Origin of the sequence: Brevundimonas bullata (genome assembly GCF_014207965.1) — a bacterium.
GTDB lineage: Bacteria > Pseudomonadota > Alphaproteobacteria > Caulobacterales > Caulobacteraceae > Brevundimonas > Brevundimonas bullata_A.
Genome location: NZ_JACHLM010000003.1, coordinates 123,603 through 142,301, shown reverse-complemented (window position 1 = coordinate 142,301; position 18,699 = coordinate 123,603). Strand labels below are relative to the sequence as shown.

General features: G+C 67.1%; 22 protein-coding genes. 7 read left to right on the top strand and 15 right to left on the bottom strand.

Features of this window, described 5'->3' with window-relative positions; genetic code table 11:
• Positions 1–46: 46 nt before the first annotated feature.
• From HNP51_RS09320 to HNP51_RS09305, 4 genes are read right to left on the bottom strand one after another with little or no spacing between them, the layout of a single operon-like run.
• Positions 47–1,126: a glycosyltransferase family 4 protein gene (locus HNP51_RS09320; protein ID WP_260398437.1), complete on the bottom strand. Its 1,080-nt coding sequence runs from the start codon at positions 1,124–1,126 to the stop codon at positions 47–49.
• A gap of 20 nt (positions 1,127–1,146) precedes the next feature.
• Entirely contained in the window at positions 1,147–1,512 is a 366-nt protein-coding gene (locus HNP51_RS09315) for an indole-3-glycerol-phosphate synthase (protein ID WP_184270122.1), read from the bottom strand.
• Positions 1,512–3,722, bottom strand: coding sequence for a phosphoribosylformylglycinamidine synthase subunit PurL (gene purL / locus HNP51_RS09310; protein WP_184270124.1), 2,211 nt, complete (start codon positions 3,720–3,722; stop codon positions 1,512–1,514). Before purL ends, HNP51_RS09315 begins: the two co-directional genes overlap by 1 nt.
• 46 nt (positions 3,723–3,768) lie before the next feature.
• Complete coding sequence (locus tag HNP51_RS09305) at positions 3,769–4,566, bottom strand: hypothetical protein (protein WP_184270126.1); 798 nt, start codon at positions 4,564–4,566, stop codon at positions 3,769–3,771.
• Positions 4,567–4,683: 117 nt separating this feature from the next.
• On the opposite strand from HNP51_RS09305, the gene HNP51_RS09300 reads away from it, so the two are divergent.
• Positions 4,684–4,965 (top strand): hypothetical protein, encoded by a 282-nt coding sequence (locus HNP51_RS09300; RefSeq protein ID WP_221415856.1) that lies wholly within the window; start codon positions 4,684–4,686, stop codon positions 4,963–4,965.
• Positions 4,966–4,971: 6 nt separating this feature from the next.
• On the opposite strand, the gene purQ is transcribed toward HNP51_RS09300, so the two are convergent.
• The 4 genes from purQ to HNP51_RS09280 all read right to left on the bottom strand — a co-directional run bounded on the left by purQ (position 4,972) and on the right by HNP51_RS09280 (position 7,912).
• Entirely contained in the window at positions 4,972–5,634 is a 663-nt protein-coding gene (purQ, locus tag HNP51_RS09295; protein ID WP_184270132.1) for a phosphoribosylformylglycinamidine synthase subunit PurQ, read from the bottom strand.
• Between the two features lie 33 nt (positions 5,635–5,667).
• A complete protein-coding gene (locus HNP51_RS09290) occupies positions 5,668–6,912 on the bottom strand; it encodes an MFS transporter (protein ID WP_260398438.1) in 1,245 nt (414 codons plus the stop codon).
• 110 nt (positions 6,913–7,022) lie between these two features.
• Entirely contained in the window at positions 7,023–7,448 is a 426-nt protein-coding gene (locus HNP51_RS09285) for a hypothetical protein (protein WP_184270134.1), read from the bottom strand.
• Positions 7,445–7,912, bottom strand: coding sequence for a YbhB/YbcL family Raf kinase inhibitor-like protein (locus HNP51_RS09280; RefSeq protein WP_184270138.1), 468 nt, complete (start codon positions 7,910–7,912; stop codon positions 7,445–7,447). Before HNP51_RS09280 ends, HNP51_RS09285 begins: the two co-directional genes overlap by 4 nt.
• A 115-nt stretch (positions 7,913–8,027) precedes the next feature.
• Between HNP51_RS09280 and HNP51_RS09275 the strand changes: the two genes are divergently transcribed.
• Positions 8,028–9,197, top strand: a complete 1,170-nt coding sequence (locus HNP51_RS09275; RefSeq protein WP_184270142.1) for a cyclopropane-fatty-acyl-phospholipid synthase family protein — start codon at positions 8,028–8,030, stop codon at positions 9,195–9,197.
• Between the two features lie 57 nt (positions 9,198–9,254).
• Here the strand turns inward: HNP51_RS09275 and purS are convergent, their stop codons facing one another.
• Together purS and purC are read right to left on the bottom strand one after the other, a co-directional pair.
• Positions 9,255–9,494, bottom strand: coding sequence for a phosphoribosylformylglycinamidine synthase subunit PurS (gene purS / locus HNP51_RS09270; RefSeq protein ID WP_178823951.1), 240 nt, complete (start codon positions 9,492–9,494; stop codon positions 9,255–9,257).
• Entirely contained in the window at positions 9,494–10,252 is a 759-nt protein-coding gene (gene purC, locus HNP51_RS09265; RefSeq protein ID WP_184270145.1) for a phosphoribosylaminoimidazolesuccinocarboxamide synthase, read from the bottom strand. The genes purS and purC overlap by 1 nt, the downstream gene beginning before the upstream one ends.
• Before the next feature lie 260 nt (positions 10,253–10,512).
• On the opposite strand from purC, the gene HNP51_RS09260 reads away from it, so the two are divergent.
• The 3 genes from HNP51_RS09260 to HNP51_RS09250 all read left to right on the top strand — a co-directional run bounded on the left by HNP51_RS09260 (position 10,513) and on the right by HNP51_RS09250 (position 12,212).
• Positions 10,513–10,836, top strand: a complete 324-nt coding sequence (locus HNP51_RS09260; protein ID WP_178823953.1) for a DUF1476 domain-containing protein — start codon at positions 10,513–10,515, stop codon at positions 10,834–10,836.
• A gap of 21 nt (positions 10,837–10,857) precedes the next feature.
• Positions 10,858–11,646, top strand: a complete 789-nt coding sequence (locus tag HNP51_RS09255) for a sterol desaturase family protein (RefSeq protein WP_184270148.1) — start codon at positions 10,858–10,860, stop codon at positions 11,644–11,646.
• A gap of 80 nt (positions 11,647–11,726) precedes the next feature.
• Complete coding sequence (locus HNP51_RS09250) at positions 11,727–12,212, top strand: hypothetical protein (protein ID WP_221415857.1); 486 nt, start codon at positions 11,727–11,729, stop codon at positions 12,210–12,212.
• Positions 12,213–12,288: 76 nt separating this feature from the next.
• Here the strand turns inward: HNP51_RS09250 and HNP51_RS09245 are convergent, their stop codons facing one another.
• From HNP51_RS09245 to purB, 4 genes are all read right to left on the bottom strand, one after another.
• A complete protein-coding gene (locus tag HNP51_RS09245; protein WP_260400761.1) occupies positions 12,289–12,915 on the bottom strand; it encodes a fasciclin domain-containing protein in 627 nt (208 codons plus the stop codon).
• Between the two features lie 119 nt (positions 12,916–13,034).
• Positions 13,035–13,535, bottom strand: coding sequence for a DNA-deoxyinosine glycosylase (locus tag HNP51_RS09240; RefSeq protein ID WP_184270158.1), 501 nt, complete (start codon positions 13,533–13,535; stop codon positions 13,035–13,037).
• Positions 13,536–14,219, bottom strand: a complete 684-nt coding sequence (locus HNP51_RS09235) for a 2OG-Fe(II) oxygenase family protein (protein ID WP_260398439.1) — start codon at positions 14,217–14,219, stop codon at positions 13,536–13,538. It abuts the gene before it with no gap.
• 62 nt (positions 14,220–14,281) lie between these two features.
• Positions 14,282–15,583, bottom strand: a complete 1,302-nt coding sequence (gene purB / locus HNP51_RS09230; protein WP_184270161.1) for an adenylosuccinate lyase — start codon at positions 15,581–15,583, stop codon at positions 14,282–14,284.
• Between the two features lie 154 nt (positions 15,584–15,737).
• On the opposite strand from purB, the gene HNP51_RS09225 reads away from it, so the two are divergent.
• Positions 15,738–16,058 carry a multidrug efflux SMR transporter gene (locus tag HNP51_RS09225; protein WP_114816130.1) on the top strand — a complete coding sequence of 107 codons (321 nt, stop codon included), beginning with the start codon at positions 15,738–15,740 and terminating at the stop codon, positions 16,056–16,058.
• 27 nt (positions 16,059–16,085) lie between these two features.
• Positions 16,086–16,742: a glutathione S-transferase family protein gene (locus HNP51_RS09220; RefSeq protein ID WP_184270164.1), complete on the top strand. Its 657-nt coding sequence runs from the start codon at positions 16,086–16,088 to the stop codon at positions 16,740–16,742.
• A 252-nt stretch (positions 16,743–16,994) separates the two neighbouring features.
• Here HNP51_RS09220 and HNP51_RS09215 read toward each other — a convergent pair whose 3' ends face one another.
• Positions 16,995–18,695: a lytic transglycosylase domain-containing protein gene (locus HNP51_RS09215; RefSeq protein WP_184270167.1), complete on the bottom strand. Its 1,701-nt coding sequence runs from the start codon at positions 18,693–18,695 to the stop codon at positions 16,995–16,997.
• Positions 18,696–18,699 lie beyond the last annotated feature (4 nt).

The following is an 18,699-nucleotide window of genomic DNA, read 5'->3' as shown; positions in this document are numbered from 1 at the left end:
GCTCCATAGTTATTGACGACGGTGTCAAAATAAAGGGAGTTCGCGTCTAGCGCGCTTTGCGCCGCGCCCGCTTGGACCGCACCAGCTGTTCGCGCAGGTCGCCCAATTGGGCCGCGCGGTGCGCGGGGGCGTGGGTGTCCACGACGTAGGCCTGGGCCGCACGCGCCATCTCCAAACGCCCGGCCGGGTCCTCGATCAGGCGTTCGATAGCCGCGGTCAGGGTCGCGGGCGTCAGGTTGTCGACATAGAGGGCGTGCGGGCCGCTGGCTTCGCGCAGTCCGCCGCGCCCCGACGAGACCAGGGCGGCACCCGCCGCATGGGCCTCCAGCGCGGTCAGGCCCAGAGGCTCGGCCCAGACCGAAGGGGTCAGGGCGATGGCCGCCTGCTGCATCACGGCGCGCACCTCGGCCAGAGGGGCCGAGCGTCGGATCTCAACACGGTCGCCATAGCGCTCCAGCGGCGCCACATGGGGGGCGGCCCAGTCCGCGTGCCGGTCCCAGTCGTTCAGCATCAGCACGGCGCGCCAGCCCGGATGGCGGTCCAGAACCCCGGGCAGGGCGGCGCAGATCAGGTCCACGCCCTTTTCCGGCATGGCCCGTCCGGCAAAGGCGATCAGCGGCTCGCGGTTCTCCACGGGCGTCTTCCACAGATCGACATCAATGGGGTTGGGCACGGCGAAGGCCTTGGCCTCCAGTCGTGGGAAGTCCTTGAGGAAGTCCCGGCGCGCCGCCTCGCTGACGAAGATCAGGCCGTCCATGCGGTCGTAGCGCCGCTGGTAACGCCAGTTGTCGATGGAGTGGCGCGGGCTCTTCACCGCATTGTGGCGATAGAGGGTGACGGCGGCGTCGGGAAAATGCCGCGCCAGGGCCACGGCCTGCTGCGTCTGCTGGTGGAACTCGATGACGTCCGGCCGATAATCGGTCAGGGCCTGAAGCAGGGCCTTGAGGCGATTGGGGTTGGGCAGGGTGTGAACCGACGGCGCGTCGTGGCCCTTGGCGCCTTCGCAGCAGAAGATACGGACCTCGCCTGTCTCGGCGTTCGCCAGGGTGCGGGCCACCGTCTCCATGGAGTTGGGCTGCTCGCGGCAGAAGCGCGCCCCGACAGGCATGACGACGGCGGTTCTCATGCTGGCTTCCCCGAAGAAGGCTATCGCGCGGCGGCGCGAGCCTCGAGCGCCCGCAGGCGACCTTCCTCGGCCTTGAGGTCGCCGGTCAACTGGCCTTTCAGGGCCGGGTCGGTGGTGGCGGCCAGCAGGGCGCGGGTGTCCGCGACGGCCTGACGGCGGGCGGCGATCAGGCGCGACAGCTCGTCGCCCTCAGCGGGGGCGACGGGAGCAGAGGCGGCGCGCCGGGCGGCGGCCGCCTGTTCTTCCTCGGTGGTCTTCAGCGCCGCCGCCTGGCGTGCGGCTGAGGCGTCGCGCAGGGCGTGCTGGACCGGGTCGCCGCCCTCGATGTCGCAGGCGGCGAGAAGGGCCGCGCCGCTGAGGACGAGGGCGAAGACTCCGGCGCGCATCAGCCTTCGATCCAGTTCGGCATCCAGCCTTCGTGGAACTCGCGCAGGTGGGCGACGGGGATGCGGTACAGCTCGCCCTTCGGACCCGAGGAGGCGAAGTCCGCGCCCTTGGCGACGCCGACGACCGAGGCGTGCAGACCGGCCTCCTTGGCTTTCGCCAGCAGGGCTTCGGCGTCCGACACGGCGACCAGATAGCGGGCCTGATCCTCGCCGAACAGGAAGGCGTGGGCGTGCGCAGCGCTGGAGGCGTTCAGTTCGATGCCGACGTCCGAGGCCAGGGCGATGTCCGCCGCCGCGCCGACCAGGCCGCCGTCCGACAGGTCGTGCACGACCGTCAGCTCGCCCGCTTCGATCAGGCCGCGCACGAAGTCGCCGGTCTTGCGTTCCAGCTTCAGATCGACCGGCGGCGGGGCGCCGTCTTCACGACCCAGAACCTCGCGCAGATAGATGGACGAACCCAACTCGCCGTGGGTCTGGCCGATCAGGACCAGGACATCGCCCTCGGCCATGCCGCCGAAGCCGGTGGTCACGTCATAGTTGGTCAGCAGACCCACCGCGCCGACCGTCGGGGTCGGCGGAATGGCCACGCCGTTGGTCTCGTTATAGAGGCTGACGTTGCCCGAGACGACGGGGAAGTCCAGCTCGCGGCAGGCCTCGGCCATGCCGTCTGTGGCGCGGACGATCTGGCCCATGATCTCGGGGCGCTGCGGGTTGCCGAAGTTGAGGTTGTCGGTGATGGCGATGGGACGCGAGCCCACGGCCGTCAGGTTGCGCCAGGCCTCGGCTACGGCCTGCTTGCCGCCTTCATAGGGGTCGGCCTGGACATAGCGCGGGGTGCAGTCGGACGTGACGGCCAGGCCCTTGTCCGTGCCGTGGACGCGGACCACGCCGGCGTCGGCGCCGGTCGACGAGTCTTGCAGGGTGTCGGCCATGACGTGCCGATCGTATTGTTCCCAGATCCAGCGCTTGGAGGCCATGTCGGGGCAGGCGATGACCTTGATCACCGCGTCGTTCCAGCTTTCCGGGGCCGGAACCTCGGACGGCTCCAGGCGCGGTTGCAGCTCGGGCTGGACCCAGGGACGATCATAGAGGGGCGCGTCGTCGAACAGCGGGGCCAGCGGCACGTCGCAGACCACCTCGCCGTGATGCTGCAGCACCAGATGGCCGGTGTTCGTGGTCTTGCCGATGATGGCGAAGTCCAGGCCCCACTTCTGGAAGATGCGATAGCCGACGTCCTCGAAGCCGGGCTTCAGGACCGCCAGCATCCGCTCCTGGCTTTCCGACAGCATCATCTCATAGGCGGTCATGCCCTCTTCGCGCTGGGGCACCTTGTCGAGGTCCAGCTCGACGCCGACGCCGCCCTTGCCGGCCATTTCGACGGACGAAGAGGTCAGACCCGCTGCGCCCATGTCCTGAATGGCGGCGACCGCGCCCGAGGCCATCAGCTCCAGCGTGGCCTCGATCAGCAGCTTCTCGGCGAAGGGGTCTCCGACCTGGACGGTGGGGCGCTTGGCCTCCGACTCGTCGTCGAACTCGGTCGAGGACATGGTGGCGCCGTGGATGCCGTCGCGGCCCGTCTTGGAACCGAAATAGACCACGTCGTGGCCGGCCTCGGGCGCGGCCGAGTAGTAGATCTCATCGGCCCGGGCGATGCCCACGCACATGGCGTTGACCAGGATGTTGCCGTTGTAGCCCTTGTGGAAGTTGGTCTCACCGGCGACCGTCGGCACGCCGACGCAGTTGCCGTAGCCGCCGATGCCGCTGACCACGCCCTTGACCAGTCGCCTGGTCTTCTCATGCGAAGGCTCGCCGAAGCGCAGGGCGTTCAGCAGGGCCACCGGGCGGGCGCCCATGGTGAAGACGTCGCGCATGATGCCGCCCACGCCCGTCGCCGCGCCCTGATAGGGCTCGATGTAGGAGGGGTGGTTGTGGCTCTCCATCTTGAAGATGCAGGCGTCGCCGTCGTCGATGTCGATGACCCCGGCGTTCTCGCCCGGGCCGCAGATGACGCGCGGTCCCGTGACCGGGAACTTCATCAGCTGCTTCTTGGAGGATTTGTAGGAGCAGTGCTCGGACCACATGACCGAGAAGACGCCCAACTCGACCTGGTTGGGCTCTCGGCCCAGCCGGTCCAGCAGGACCTCATACTCGTTCGGAGCCAGACCGTATTCAGCGGCCAATTCTGCGGTGGTCTTTTGCGGAGCGCTCATGGGCGGGGCTTCTAGCCGGGTCTGAGCCTCCTGTCAGCCCGTCCGATCAGCGACGACGCTCGATCCCGCGTTTCAGGCCGAAGACCAGGATGACGGCGGCGACTGCCAGCAGGAAGGCGGCGCCCAGGGCGGTGAAGCCAAGCACCGGATTCCGCTCCTGTTCTGCGACAAAGGCCCCGACCAGACCCCAGGCGATCGGCAGGGGATAGGCCAGGGTGCGCAGACTCGCTGTCACCGCCGCCGCGACCAGAACCACGACCGCAACGGCGGCGATGGCCCAGCCTGTCGGCGATAGGAAGGCGGGCAGGGCGTCGAACGCCGTCGCCGTCGTGATGAGGTTCAGCGGCGCGGCGATGGTGAGCCAGCCTGCCAGCGCCGCCAGCGGCCAGATCAGGAACCAGCGGTCTCGCTCCATCACCCCGGTCGAGCGGATGGTCCGGCCATTGGCCAGCAGAGGGACCAGCAGGGCCAGCAGGGAGGCGAAGATGATCATGACGCTGGCCGCCTTGAGATTCAGCGCGGCGACAATGATCCACAGACCGATGCCGAACAGGGCCACCGCCGAGGGCCAGCCCATGCGGTTGATCATCAGGCTCTCGCCGGTCTGGGGCAGAACCTGCCGTCCGGCATAGGCCAGCAGCCCCAGATAGATCAGGCCCCAGATCGAAAAGGCGTAACCCGCCACCTGCAGCGTCTGATTGCCGTCCGCCGCGAACTCGGCCTGCGACAGGCCGAAGCTGCCCAGATTCTGCACGACCGGAACCACCACGGCGAAGACGGCGGCGGCCAGCACCACCAGGCGGCGGGTCTGCTGGGCGGGCGTAGGGCGTTCGATGGCGGACATGGCGGCGTTTCCGGCTCAGCTTCGCCGTATCTACGCGCCGGACGGCTATTTGGTTCACCGGAACCGTGCGGCCCCCGTCCCGCTTAGGTCATGAGACGCCAATCAAGGAGACGCGCCATGGCCGACCCCGACAACCTGCCGGAAGACCCGGCTCTCGAAACCGACGAAGTCAAGACCAACCGCGCCCTGGAGCAGGGCCTGGGCGTGGGCGCCCGCGAACTAGCCGCTATCGGTGAATCTGGCGAAGCGGGCACGCTGGAGCGCGCGCTTGATGAAGACGGCGAGCCGATGGAGCCGGAGATCGAGGCCGACGAACTGGGTCGCAGCGCCAGCGTGCTGGACCGCAAGAAATCTCAGGTCGACGACAAGGAGCAGTTGGACAAGGAGTCCGACGCCTAGACCCGTTTAGGCCGCCGCGTAGATGCTGCGGAACAGGGTGGCGCCGTCGGCGCTGCCCAGTTCGGCTTCGAAGGCGCGGTCGGGGTGGGGCATCATGCCCAGGACGTTGCCGCGTTCGTTCTGGATGCCGGCGATGTCGGCGACCGAGCCATTGGGGTTGTCGACGTAGCGGAAGACCACCTGGCCCTCGCCCTCGATACGGGCCAGGGTTTCATCGTCGGCGAAGAAGTTTCCGTCGCCGTTGCCCTGGGTCATGACGACCTCGCGCTGGCCTTCATATCCGGCGGTGAAGCGGGTCTGGCCGTTGGCGACCGTCAGGCTGATGGGCTTGCAGACGTATTTCAGTCCGGCGTTCTTCAGCAGGGCGCCCGGCAGCATTCCGGCTTCGCACAGGACCTGGAAGCCGTTGCAGATGCCCAGAACGGCGACGCCGTCGTCGGCGGCCTTCTTGACCGCCTGCATGATCGGGGCCTGGGCCGCCATCGCGCCGCAACGCAGATAGTCGCCGTAGGAGAAGCCGCCCGGCAGGACGATCAGATCGAGGCCTTTCGGCAGCTCGGTCTCGGCGTGCCAGACCATTTGGACCTGTTCGCCAGTGGAACGTTCGATGGCGACCTTGCAGTCGCGATCACAGTTGGACCCGGGGAAGACGATGACGGCTGCGCTCATGGGCGGGCCTCCTAGCATCAATTGTTCGGGATGTCAGGCGTGGCTTTGACCTGTCTTGCGTCCGCTCAGCCGGGCGACGACCCAGACCGCGAAACCGCCCAGGGACAGGGCCACCCCGACCCAGCCGGTCGAGGTCCAGCCCCAGCCCGCCGCGATGGCCATGCCGCCCAGCAGGGGGCCGATGGCGTTGGCGGTGTTGAAGGCCGAATGGTTCAGGGCGGCGGCCAAGGTCTGCGCGTCGCCGGCCACGTCCATCAGTCGGGTCTGCAGGATGGAGCCCAGCCCGCCGCCGCCGCCGATCAGGAAGACCACGATCAGCATGGCCCACAGGTGCGGGGCCGCGAACGGGTAAAGCGCCAGGGCTGCCGCGCTCCACAGCAGCAGGCCGCCCGCGGCCTTCATGCCGTAACGGTCGGCGGCCCAGGCTCCCAGCAGGTTGCCGCTCATCATGCCCAGGCCGAACATGGCGAAGACCCAGGGCAGGACCTCGGGCCCGACCCCGGTCACGGCGGTCAGGGTCGAGGCCAGATAGGCGTAGACCGCGAACATGCCGCCAAAACCGATGGCCCCGACGCCCAGCGTCAGCCAGACCTGACCGCGCTTCAGGGCGCCCAACTCGCGCAGGGGGCTGGCGTCGGCGTGAGCCGGATCGCGCGGCGCGAACAGGGCGACCAGGGCCATGGTGATCACCGCCAGAACGCTGACGATGGCGAAGGTCCAGCGCCAGCCGAAACTGTGGCTGACGGCGGTGGCGACCGGCACGCCGATGACGGTAGCCACGGTCAGGCCCAGCAGGATGGTCGAGACGGCGCGCGTCCTGAGCCGCAGCGGCACCAGCGACGCCGCCACCAGGGCCGCCACGCCGAAATAGGCCCCGTGCGGAATGCCGCTGAGGAAGCGGAAGGCCAGCATCCACTCATAGTTGGGGGCGATGGCGCTCAACGCATTGCCGACCGCGAACAGGGCCATGAAGCCGATCAGCAGCAGCCAGCGCGGCGCGCGGGCGCCCAGTACGGCCAGGATCGGCGCGCCGACGACCACCCCGGCGGCATAGGCGCTGATGACGTGGCCGGCGGTGGGCTCATCGACGCCTAGACCCGCCGCGAAGTCGGGCAGGACGCTCATGGCGGCGAACTCGGTCACCCCGATGGCGAAGCCGCCCATGGCCAGGGCCAGCAGGACCAGCGCCACCTTTCCGGGGGCCGCGACCGTCTCCATCGCGGGCGACGGCGCGCAGACGCGGTCGTCGATACAGGCGGCGGTGTCGGTGGGAGCCATGAACTATCGCAATGCAACAAACTTTACGCTGCGTCGCAAAATAGGGGGCGAAGTCCAGCGCGCAACCTTGGCCGGGCGATCCGGTCATCACGCTTTGTATGCGTTGCGGTTCAGGCGGCGGCCAGTTCGGCGCGAACCCTGGGGTGCGACACCGACAGGCCCAGGGTCTGGGCGGCGTAGAGCTCCAGCAGCAAGCGGTCGTCGCCATCAGGCACGCTCAGCCAGCGGGCCTTGATCGGCGGCCGGCGGCCGGGGCGCGGCGTGGGTTCGCTGACGCTGATCCGGGGGGCGCCGCGGCTTGGCCTGTGCACTCGGGCAGCCAGGGCCAGACGCAGCGACGGCGCCAGCATCTGTTCCTCCAGATGGGGCGGGCTGCCCACATGGATCGGCTCGTCCTCCTGATAGAAGACATAGACCGCCTCCGACGCCGGCAACCGCGCCCGGGTCAGCGATTGCAGCGGCCGAGCCATCAGGCGGCGGAACAGGTCGGGGACCGTCGCCAGCCTCTGCTCATGGTCGAGCGTCGCCGTCGTCACCCGCCGGTGTTTTCGTAGGTCGCGGTGATCGAGGCCTTGGCCAGGGTGTGGAAGTGCAGGTTGAAGCCGAAGACGGCGCCGGAATTGTCGGGCGTCACGTCCAGCCTGTCCGTGTCCACGGCGAAGACGGTGAAGATGTAGCGGTGCGGGCCGTGGCCGGGGGGCGGGGCGGCGCCGCCGAAGCCCGGCGCGCCAAAGTCGGTGCGCCCCTCGACCGCGCCGGGCGGCAGGGCGGCGCCGGCGGCCAGTTCGGTCACCTCGGCGGGAATATTGGCCACGGTCCAGTGCCAGAAGCCCGAGCCGGTCGGGGCGTCGGGGTCATAGCAGGTGATGGCGAAGCTCTTCGTGCCTTCGGGCGCGCCTGCCCAGGACAACTGGGGCGCGATGTTGCCCTTCGCATAGACCTGGGCGTCGGGCAGGACGTCGCCATCCTGAAAATCGGCGGAGGTGAGGGTGAAGGTCATCGGCGGCGCTCCCTTGTTCTGGTCCGCTGACGGAACGGTCTGGCTTCGACACCGTTGCGCAGCGACAGTCTGTTCCTAGCCAAGCTTGATCCTGGTTCAAAGCGCGGAGCGCCGGATGCTGCAAGCCCTTCTCGATCAGACCTTCCTGACGCGGGCCGTGCGGGTGCGTCTGCCGGACGGTCGCGAGCTGACGGCGGGGCCGGGAACGCCCGAACTGACGGCGGTGATCGAAGACGTGAAGACGGCCCTGGCCATCGCCGCCAACCCCGATCTGGCCCTGGGCGAGGCCTTCATGGACGGGACCTTCCGGGTCGAGGGCGGCGACATCTACGACTTCCTGCAACTGACGACGTCGCAACTGGCCATCCGCCCGCGGGCGGGAAAGTTGACCCTGCTGCAACGCCTCCGGCGCGGCGCCGAACAGGCCAACGACCGGCTGCATGCCCGCAGCAACGTCCACCACCACTATGACCTGACGGTCGACTTCTATCGCCTCTTCCTTGACGAGGACCTGCAGTATTCCTGCGCCTTCTTCGAGGCACCCAACGCCACCCTGGATCAGGCCCAGACGGCCAAGAAGCGGCGGCTGATCGACAAGCTGCTGCTGACGCCGGGGCAGAGCGCGCTGGACATCGGCTGCGGCTGGGGCGGTCTGGGCCTGTCCATGGCCGAGCGCGGGGCGCGCGTCACCGGCGTCACCCTGTCGACCGAACAGCACCGCACCGCCAAAGAGCGGGCGGCGGCGCGCGGCCTGGCCGACCGGGCCGAGTTCCGCCTTCAGGATTATCGCGACCTCAACCAGACCTTCGACCGCATCATCTCGGTCGGCATGTTCGAGCACGTCGGCGCGCCCAATTATCAGGAGTATTTCGACACGGTCGCCCGGCTGCTGGCCGACGACGGAGTGGCGGTGATCCATTCCATCGGCCGTAAGACTCCGCCCAGCCGCACCCAGCCGTTCATCCGCAAATACATCTTCCCTGGCGGCTATATCCCGGCCCTGTCCGAGGTCCTGCCCGCGATCGAGCGCGCGGGCCTGTGGGTCACGGACATGGAGGTATTGCGCCTGCACTACGCCGAGACGCTGAGAATCTGGCGGGAGCGCTTTCTCGCGCGCCGCGAAGAAGCCTTGGCGCTTTACGATGAAAGGTTCTGCCGGATGTGGGAGTTCTACCTCGCCGCCAGCGAGGTCGCCTTCCGCGAACTGGGGCACATGGTCTTCCAGCTGCAGCTGGCCAAGAAGCAGACGGCGGTCCCGCTCAGCCGGGATTATCTGTGTGAGTGAGGGGCAAGAAAAAGGCCGCCCTGAAGGGCGGCCCTGATCGTCTGATCTGTCGTCGCCTCAGGCGACTTCGATCCGGTAGCTTTCGATGACCGTGTTGGCCAGCAGGGTGTCGCACATGCGCTTCACCTCGGCTTCCTTGTCGGCGACGCTGTCGTCGAGGTCGAACTCGATCATCTTGCCGACGCGGGCGTTGGCGACGCCGGCCCAGCCCAGACCTTGCAGGGCACCTTCGACGGCCTTGCCCTGAACGTCCAGGACGCCGGGCTTCAGGAAGACGTGAACTTTCACCTTGGCCATTAGTGCAGTCCTCCTTGGATCACGGTCGGCATGTCCTTCATGATGCCGAGGCGGCGGGCCACCTCGGTATAGCTTTCAATCACATCGCCCATGTCGCGACGGAAGCGGTCCTTGTCCAGCTTCTCGCCGGTGGCGGTGTCCCACAGACGGCAGCTGTCCGGGCTGATTTCGTCGGCCAGGATGACGCGGGCGAAGTCGTTTTCCCACACCCGGCCGAACTCGATCTTGAAGTCCACCAGGGTGATGCCGACGGCGCCGAACATGCCGCATAGGTAGTCGTTGACGCGCACGGTCATGGCCAGGATGTCGTCCAGCTCCTGGGTCGTGGCCCAGTTGAAGGCGGTGATGTGCTCTTCCGTCACCATCGGGTCGTTCAACTCATCCTTCTTGTAATAGAATTCGATGATCGAACGGGGCAGGGCGGTGCCCTCTTCCTGGCCCAGACGGGTGGCCAGCGAGCCGGCGACGACGTTGCGGCAGACGACTTCCAGCGGAATGATCTCGACTTCGCGGATCAGCTGTTCGCGCAGGTTCAGGCGCTTGATGAAGTGGTTGGTCACGCCGATGCCGTTCAGGCGCGACATGATGAACTCGCTGATGCGGTTGTTGATCACGCCCTTGCCTTCCAGCGTCGCCTTTTTCTGGGCGTTGAAGGCGGTCGCATCGTCCTTGAAATACTGGATCAGCGTGCCCGGCTCGGGACCCTCATAAAGGATCTTGGCCTTGCCTTCGTAGATCTTCTTGCGCTTGGAATTCATGGTCGTGTCCCGAGAGGGAAGAAAACAGACTGTCTTAAAACGAAAAACGCGCGGCCCGGCGGCTGTGGGCGCGCGATCCTGAATCGACGACGGCTATATAAGATCGCACGCCCTTTAACCGAAGGGCGTCTGTGACACAAATATCCTCCTGTAACCTAGCGTCAGAACCGCGACCGCGAGTCCAGTTGCGTTCGCAGGCGAGGGGGCTATAGACGGCGATGCGGACCCCAATTCCGTCCGCCACTGGAGTGACTACGCGCATGACGACCTTCGACGATCGGGAAAAGGGCTACGAGTCCAAGTACGCCCTCGATCAGGAACAAGAGTTCAAGGCCATCGCGCGTCGTAACAAGATGCTGGGCCTGTGGGCGGCCGAGAAGATGGGCCTGTCGACCGACAGCGCCGAGCAATACGCCGCCGCCGTGGTTCGCGCCGACTTCGAGCAACCGGGCGAGGAAGACGTCTTCCGCAAGGTCGCCGGCGACTTCAAGGGCTCGGGCCTGACGGTGTCCGAGGGCGAACTTCGCTCCAAGATGGACGAACTGGCCTCGATCGCCCGCGAACAGATCCGCGCCGGCGAGTAATCTCTCGAACGAGAAGCGTCCGTGATCGAGCTTCTCGTTCAATCCTCACATTGGCAGTTGCTGCTCACCGCCCTGGCGTTTATCGCGCTGGCTGGTGTAGAGGCCCTGTCTCCGCTGAGCGGTGATCGGGGCCTGCGCGGGCGACGTTGGTTCGCCAATGCGGCCCTGTTCCTGATGGGGTTCGGCGTGGTCTTCATGGCCTCGCCCCTGATCCTCCAGAGCGCGGCCTGGGTGCAGGCCGCGCTGCATTTCCCGCCGCTGACTGGCCTGGGCCTGCCCGCCTGGCTGTTGGTGCTGGTCTCATTCCTGCTGATCGACCTGCTGGCCTATTTGAGCCATGCGCTTTTTCATGGCGCGCCCTGGCTGTGGCGGCTGCACCGGGCGCATCACTCTGACACGGTCATGGACGCCTCGACCGGGGTGCGCCACCATCCGTTCGAGGCCTTGGTCAGCGCCGCGCTGCAACTGATGATATTCACCGTCCTCGGCGTCCCTCTGCTGGTGGTCCTGGCCTATGGGCTGATCACCACCCTGTGGCAGTTCGTGACCCATGCCGATGTCCGCCTGCCCGAACCGATCGACCGGGCGCTGCGGCTGGTGTTGGTCACGCCGGGGATGCACCGGGTCCACCATTCCGTGCGGATGGACGAGGGCAACAGCAATTTCGGCATGGTCCTGTCCGTCTGGGACCGCCTGTTCGGCACCTATCGCCGTCGCCCGGCGGCGGAACGGGCGGGGATGCCGCTAGGTATCGAGGGCGAGGCCGCGCCGAACCTGACCGCGCTGCTGGCCGATCCACTGCGCCCCTGATCCTGCCGACGGCAATGAATAGCGCTGGTCGTTGATGTCAGGATCGGCTAGCTCTGCCTCTACTTCAGAGGGGGAGCCAAATGCTCATCAGGAAAACCGCCGCAGGCTTGGCTGCAGGCGCTGTCATGGCCTTGTTCATGAGCGCGAGCGCCGCCCAGGCGGGCGGGCCCAGCATCCTCGCGACCCCGAACCCGTCCGTGGCGGGCCAGTCAGTAACGCTTAGCTCGAACAATTTCGGTGCGGGATGCTCAGGCGCCATCGTCGAGTTCAGAGACACGACCGGCGGGGGGAACAAGGCGCTGTGCAGCGCGACCGTTAGCGGGGGCGGCGCGGTCGCCTGCATGACAAACGCGCTGACCGACACGGGCGCTCGGACGATTACCGGAGTGGTCACCACGCCCGGTCCCTGTTTTGGGGCTTCTGCCTTCGCTGTACCGCAAACCGTCAACGCCGCCCCCACCGCCGTGCCCACGACGAGCGAGTGGACTCTGTGGGGTCTGACGGGTCTCCTGCTAATCGGCGGCGGCGTCTTCGCCTCGCGACGGTTCCGCGCCAACGCGGCCTGATCTTCGGATCGAATAAGAAATAAGGCCGCTGCCGTTCTCCGGCAGCGGCCTTTTCGTTTCTGGGCGATCGCCGCGCTTATTTCGGCATCAGCACCGTGTCGATGACGTGGACCACGCCGTTCGACTGGCCGACGTCGGCCTGGGTGATGGTCGAGGTGCCGCCCTTGGAGTCGGTGATGGTCCACTTGCCGCCGCCGGCGTCCTTGACCATCAGCTTCTCGCCCTGGACCGTGGTCAGGGTGGCGGTGCCGCCGCCCTTCTGGGCCTCGGCCGCGATGTCGGCGGCGGTCAGGCGACCAGGCACGACATGATAGGTCAGGATCTTGGTCAGGGCCGCCTTCTGGGCCGGCTCCATCAGGCTGGTGCGTGTGGCGGCCGGGATCTTCTCGAACGCCGCATTGTCAGGGGCGAAGACGGTGAAGGGGCCGGGACCTTCCAGGGTGGACGCCAGTCCGGCGGCCTGAACGGCGGCGACCAGGGTGGTCAGGTTGGGCGCCTTGGCGGCATTGACGACGATGTTGTCGGCGGGGTTCATGGCCACGCCGCCGACCATGGGTTGGGTCGTGGCGGGAGTCATGGCGGCGGTTTCGGCGGGCATGGCGTCGGCCGGCGCCGTCTCCACCTTGGTTTCATTGTTGCCGCAGGCGGCGAGCGCCAGCAGGGCGGCGATCGATACGCTGGCGAGGGTGGCGGTACGGGTCATCTTCATAGCGTCTCTCCATCTACGTCCGCTGTTTTGGGCGCGGCGTCGGGGAGAACTACGGTCGAGGAGTGCAAAAGGATGCGGCATCCTTCAAATTATCCGGCGCGGCGCGTGATCGATCAGCCCTCTGAACCAGTCAGATAGGGCGCAAGCACCGACCATTGCTGGCGTTTGTCCTCGAACGGGCGAGCATGGGCTGGGCTAGAGGACGGCAAGTCGATCAGGTCGACGCCTTCCAGGTTAGCCAGAATGCGACGCCCCAGCTTGGCCGCCAGTCCGCCGTTGAAGGCCACGGCGCTCAGACTTGGCAGGCCCAAAGCCAGGCCGCGCAGGTCAGCGGCCTCAGGCGAGCGGATGGCGGCGTCCAGGCTGCCCGATCGTTCCGCCGAGGCGATCATGTCCCACAGACCGACGCCGCGCGTCTTCAATCGCACTAGCCGGTTTTCATAAGGCAAGGCGGGCAAGGCTTCATCAAGCAGGCTGCCGATCAGGGGCCAGAAGGCGTTGCGCGGGTGGGCGTAGTATTGCCCCATCTTGAGGGAGGCGTCGCCGGGAAGACTGCCCAGGATCAGGACGCGGGTGTGGGCGTCGATGACCGGGGCAAATCCGATTGCGCGCACCTAGGCGTCTTTTCTCAGCCAGCCGACGACGGAAATACGAGGCGCCTGGGCGTAGGGCGCGACCGGAATGACGGAATGGGACGTGGGCACTTTGAACAGGGTCAGGGTGTTCCAGCGCGGAACCAGGGCCTGGGCGACGTCGCCGTGATCGTCGTGGAAGGCCAACTGGCCGCCCCAGTCGCTGCGCCACCTGCGCGTGAAGCCGAGCGTGTAGGCTGCGATGCGCTCCACGCCCGGGATGCTGGAATCGTCGTGCCGGCACAGGAAGTCGCCGGGCCTGAACAGGGTCGCCTGGCCGTCTACCTTGCGAACGCCGGGTTCGCCCACGATCGTGCAGGCAAAGTCCAGGAAGCTGGGCGAGTTGAGGAATTCCGTCAGTCGGTGAAGGGGATGATCCGGCTCCTGACCGGCGATGTAGGCCGTGATCATCCTGTAGTTCATGTAGGCGAAGCCGTACTGTTCGCCGGATCGGTCCATCAAGCTCTTCATCAGGTCCTGAAGAGCCGCGGCAGGCATGGCCTTGACCGAAGGCAAGGGCAGATAGTGGGGCTGCTGGTCATCGCCCCAATAGGCGAATGACCAGGGTGTCCGGGTTTCCAGGGCGTTCGCCAGCCACTCCGCGTTTTCTGGCGCCAGAATTGCGGGGATCTGCAGGCGGCCGGTCTCGGCATAGGTTTTAGCCAATGCCTCCCAATCAAGGTCAGGATTGAGCGTGAGACCGGTATCGCCTGGCAGCTTCGCCATCATCAGCCCTCGCCGAAGACCCGCTTGAACACCACGTCGACGTTCTTGGTGTGGTAGCCGAGGTCGAACAGAGCTTCCAGCTGGTCGTGGGGCAGGGTGACGCGGGCGTCGGCCTTGAGGAAGTCGAGGAAGGCGCCTTCGCCGCGCCAGACCTTCATGGCGTTCTCCTGAACCGCGGCATAGGCGTCTTCACGCGACACGCCGGCCTGGGTCAGGGCCAGCATGACCCGTTGCGAGTGCACCAGACCGCCCAGGCGGTCGATGTTCTTCTGCATGTTCTCAGGGTAAACGTTCAGGCGCTCGATCACGCCCGCCAGGCGGTGCAGGGCGAAGTCCAGGTGGACCGTCGCATCAGGGCCGATGCCGCGCTCGACCGAGGAGTGGCTGATGTCGCGCTCGTGCCACAGGGCGACGTTTTCCATCGCCGGCGTCACGGCCGAGCGGACCAGACGGGCCAGGCCGGTCAGGTTCTCGGTCAGGATCGGATTGCGCTTGTGCGGCATGGCCGACGAGCCCTTCTGGCCCTTGTCGAAGAACTCCTCGGCTTCGAGGACTTCGGTGCGCTGCAGATGGCGGATTTCCACGGCCAGACGCTCGATCGACGAGGCGACGACGCCGAGCGCGGCGAAGTAGGCGGCGTGACGGTCGCGCGGGATGACCTGGGTCGAGACCGGCTCGACGGCCAGACCCATCTGGTCGGCGACGTATTGCTCAACCGCCGGATCGACGTTGGCGAAGGTGCCGACGGCGCCCGAGATGGCGCAGGTGGCGATCTCCTCGCGCGCCGTGATCAGGCGGCGCTTGGCGCGCTGGAACTCGGCGTGATAGCCGGCCAGCTTCAGGCCGAAGGTGACGGGCTCGGCGTGGATGCCGTGCGAGCGGCCCACGGTCGGGGTGTATTTGTGCTCCTTGGCGCGGACTTCCAGCGCGGCCAGGACGCGATCGACGCCGCCCAGCAGCAGGTCGGTCGAGCGGGCCAGCTGCACCGCGAAACAGGTGTCCAGCACGTCCGAGGAGGTCATGCCCTGGTGCAGGAAGCGGGCTTCCTCGCCGACGATTTCCGACACATGGGTCAGGAAGGCGATGACGTCGTGCTTGGTGGTGCGTTCGATCTCGTCGATGCGGTCGGCGTCGAAGGTCACGTCCTTGCCCTTGGCCCAGATGGCCTCGGCGGACTCCTTCGGAATCACGCCCAGTTCCGCCATCTTGGTGGCGGCGTGGGCCTCGATCTCGAACCAGATCTTGTACTTGGTCTCTTGCGACCAGATGGCGACGGCTTCGGGGCGGGTATAGCGCGTGATCATGGACCGGTCGTGTCGGTCGAGAGGGGCTGTGAGTCAAGGTTCGCCATTGACTTCGCGTCCGTCTGTCCCAAATAGAGGGCCCAGAGGACGACCTCTCCCTTCATTGGGCATGACCGCCGGGACGACCCGGTTCGCCATGCAAGGGAGTATTGTCGTGGCCTGGATTCTCCTTCTTTTCGCCGGTCTGTTCGAGATCGTCTGGGCCTTCCTGATGAAGGCGTCTGACGGGTTTTCGAAGCCGTGGCAGACGGTCGGCACCATCGTCTTCATGATCATCAGCTTCGGCCTGCTTTCGATGGCGATGAAGACCCTGCCCCTGGGCACGGCCTATGTGATCTGGACCGGCATCGGCGCGGTCGGCGCCTTCGTGGTCGGCATCGCGGTGCTGGGCGAACCGATCACCCCCATGCGGATTGCGGGCGCGGTGCTGATCATCTCGGGCCTTGTTGTGCTGAAGCTGTCGTCCAGCCATTGATGGGCCAAGCACAACAGGAGCGACGACATGGAACTGGTGATCGGCGACAAGCTCTATTCCACCTGGTCGTTGCGACCCTGGCTGGTGCTGAAGCGTTGCGGCGCCGACTTCAGTGAGACGGTGGTGCGGCTGAATCAGCCCGACACCGCCGAGCAGATCGTCCGGCACTCGCCCGCGGGGCGCGTACCCGTGCTGAAGGTCGATGGCGAAACCATCTGGGACAGCCTGTCGATCTCGGTCTGGTGCGCCGAGCGCTATCCCGAGGCCCGGCTGTGGCCCGCTGACGCCCCTGCGCGCTGGCAGGCCCGGTCGGTGGTCTGCGAAATGCATTCAGGCTTCATGGCCCTGCGCACTGAATGCGGCATGGCGCCGGACCATTCCATGGTTGGTCCCGGCCGCTGTCCGGCCCCGGCCAGCGAAGCGGTCGCCGCCGACATCCGCCGTCTGGTGCAGATCTTCCGTGAGGCGCGCGGGCGCTTTGGGGCGGGCGGGGCGTATCTGTATGGCGAATGGTCGATCGCCGACGCCTTCTTCACCCCGGTCGCGGCGCGGGTGCGGCACTATCAGATCGACCTGGCGGCGCACGGCGATAAGGACGGCGTGGCCCGCGCCTACATCGACGCCCTGCTGGCCCAGCCGGATTTCCGCGAGTGGGAGCGTCAGGCTCTGGCTAACGCGGCTTAACCGCAGCCGAAAACCGGCGATTAACGAGTGATGTTACAATCTGCCTTCACGGCGTCGGGCCGTGGGGGACGGGCGATGCGGACGATCAGCCGAAACACCAACTGGGGCAAGACGGCGCGAGGCTATTTCCTGGCGGCCCTGGCCTTCGCCTTTGTCTGGGCCATGCTGCTGTCCAGCCTGGTCTGAAGAGGCTTTCAGGTTGGAGCAGAAGATCTGAGCTCTGACTGACTGCGTCAGAACCGATTTTGCTCTCTAGCGCGTGCCGGCGACCGGGGCGGCCTCGGCCACCTGCATCGGCGCGACCGGGGCCACATAGTCCAGACGGATCGGCACGGCCTTGGCGCCCGAGGCCACCGCGTCCAGCGTCTTCAGCGGCGCGCCCAGCATGCGCTGATAGATCCAGTAGGCCGCCACGACCTTTTCCACATATTCGCGTGCCTGCGGCACGTCGATGGTCTCGATCAGCAGCAGGGGATCGGCGTCCGGCCCCAGCTTGCGCACCGCCGCCAGCATGGGCCCCGGCCCGGCGTTATAGGAGGCCACGGCCTTCAGCAGGTCGCCCTGGAAGGACTCGATCTGGAACAGGCGGTTCACATAGTCCTGACCCAGCTTCAGATTGGTCGCAGGGACGTAGAGCCGCTCGGGATTGCGCACATAGCCCTGATCCCCGGTCATATAGGCGGCGGTCGCCGGCATGACCTGCATCATGCCATAGGCGCCGGCCCCGGAGCGGGCGCTGGCGTTGAAGTCGGTTTCCTTGCGGGCGATGGCGTAAACCAGCGCCTTCTCGATGGTGAAGCCGCCCTCGGGCTCCAGCACCGGCATGGGATAGCGGGTGGCGTCGATGCGGCTGGCCTCGGCCTGGGCCGCGCGGTTGGGGGCCACGGTGCGATAGAGGCCGGCCCAGAGCCGCCGCGCGGTATCGCCGTCGGCGGTACGCATCCCGGTGCGAGCGGCTTCTTCCGCATCCTTACGGCGACCGACTTCATAGAGGGCGACGGTGCGGCGTGCGGTTTCGTCGGAGCGGATGAAGGCGTTCAGTTCGCGCGCGTCCACCCCGGTGGGCTCGGGCGTGAAGGCGGCGCGTTGCAGCGTCGCCCCATAGGCGCGCGGCCCCATGTTCTCGATCACCGGCTCTTCGCCCAACTGGCGCAGGGCGATCTGGCCGTAGAAGGTGGCGGGCCAGCGCGCGGCGAGGCGCAGGTTTTCGCCCACCTTGTCCTGACGCCCGGATTGGGCGGCGGCGCGGGCGGTCCAGAAAGCGGCGCCGGCGCGGACCCAAGGGTCCTCGGTCGGGTCCTGGGCCACGCGCTCGAAGGCGCGATAGGCGTCCGAATATTCACGCAGGCGCCAGGCGGCCAGACCGGCGCTCCACCAGTCGCCCATCTCGGCCCCGGTGCGATAGGCGCCCGCCAGATCGTCGTTGTTCAGCGCCACGCGGGCGGCCTTGGCCGGATCGGTGACGCCGCCGTCGTTGGCGCCGGTCACGCTGGCCCAGGTGCGTTCCAGCAGATTGCCGGGGCGTTTGGGCTCGACCGCACCGTCGGGCAGGCGGCGCATGGCCAGGGTATAGACGCGCTGCGCCATCGGCAGGTCGGAGTAGGTCTCCAGCCAGGCCGCCAGTTCGTCATAGGTGGCGACATGGGTGGGGTGGAACAGGCGCTCGAACTCGACCTGACCCAGCAGGACGCGGTCCTGGGCCTGACGGGCGGCGCTGCGCGCCAGCTCCAGATCGCCGCGGCGCAGGGCGTCGAAGGCGGTGGTGTAGCTGAGCCGATCGGAACTGCTCAGGGCTGTGGGGGTTCTGTCAGAGTCATTCGCGACATAGAGCGTTCCGCCGTCATCGGCGCCGCCTTCAGCCGTCCCGGATGCCGCCAGGGCGGCGGGCGCAACGGTGGCGCAGAGCGCAGCAGCGAACAGGGGCGCGAGGATCGCGCGGCGGAAAAGGTACATACGC

Excerpts from the sequence above, each read along its gene's own strand:
- HNP51_RS09320 (WP_260398437.1), bottom strand. The coding sequence starts at position 1,126 with ATGAGAACCGCCGTCGTCATGCCTGTCGGGGCGCGCTTCTGCCGCGAG.
- HNP51_RS09315 (WP_184270122.1), bottom strand. The coding sequence starts at position 1,512 with ATGCGCGCCGGAGTCTTCGCCCTCGTCCTCAGCGGCGCGGCCCTTCTC.
- purL (WP_184270124.1), bottom strand. The coding sequence starts at position 3,722 with ATGAGCGCTCCGCAAAAGACCACCGCAGAATTGGCCGCTGAATACGGT.
- HNP51_RS09305 (WP_184270126.1), bottom strand. The coding sequence starts at position 4,566 with ATGTCCGCCATCGAACGCCCTACGCCCGCCCAGCAGACCCGCCGCCTG.
- HNP51_RS09300 (WP_221415856.1), top strand. The coding sequence starts at position 4,684 with ATGGCCGACCCCGACAACCTGCCGGAAGACCCGGCTCTCGAAACCGAC.
- purQ (WP_184270132.1), bottom strand. The coding sequence starts at position 5,634 with ATGAGCGCAGCCGTCATCGTCTTCCCCGGGTCCAACTGTGATCGCGAC.
- HNP51_RS09290 (WP_260398438.1), bottom strand. The coding sequence starts at position 6,912 with ATGGCTCCCACCGACACCGCCGCCTGTATCGACGACCGCGTCTGCGCG.
- HNP51_RS09280 (WP_184270138.1), bottom strand. The coding sequence starts at position 7,912 with ATGACCTTCACCCTCACCTCCGCCGATTTTCAGGATGGCGACGTCCTG.
- HNP51_RS09275 (WP_184270142.1), top strand. The coding sequence starts at position 8,028 with ATGCTGCAAGCCCTTCTCGATCAGACCTTCCTGACGCGGGCCGTGCGG.
- purS (WP_178823951.1), bottom strand. The coding sequence starts at position 9,494 with ATGGCCAAGGTGAAAGTTCACGTCTTCCTGAAGCCCGGCGTCCTGGAC.
- purC (WP_184270145.1), bottom strand. The coding sequence starts at position 10,252 with ATGAATTCCAAGCGCAAGAAGATCTACGAAGGCAAGGCCAAGATCCTT.
- HNP51_RS09260 (WP_178823953.1), top strand. The coding sequence starts at position 10,513 with ATGACGACCTTCGACGATCGGGAAAAGGGCTACGAGTCCAAGTACGCC.
- HNP51_RS09250 (WP_221415857.1), top strand. The coding sequence starts at position 11,727 with ATGCTCATCAGGAAAACCGCCGCAGGCTTGGCTGCAGGCGCTGTCATG.
- HNP51_RS09245 (WP_260400761.1), bottom strand. The coding sequence starts at position 12,915 with ATGACCCGTACCGCCACCCTCGCCAGCGTATCGATCGCCGCCCTGCTG.
- purB (WP_184270161.1), bottom strand. The coding sequence starts at position 15,583 with ATGATCACGCGCTATACCCGCCCCGAAGCCGTCGCCATCTGGTCGCAA.
- HNP51_RS09220 (WP_184270164.1), top strand. The coding sequence starts at position 16,086 with ATGGAACTGGTGATCGGCGACAAGCTCTATTCCACCTGGTCGTTGCGA.
- HNP51_RS09215 (WP_184270167.1), bottom strand. The coding sequence starts at position 18,695 with ATGTACCTTTTCCGCCGCGCGATCCTCGCGCCCCTGTTCGCTGCTGCG.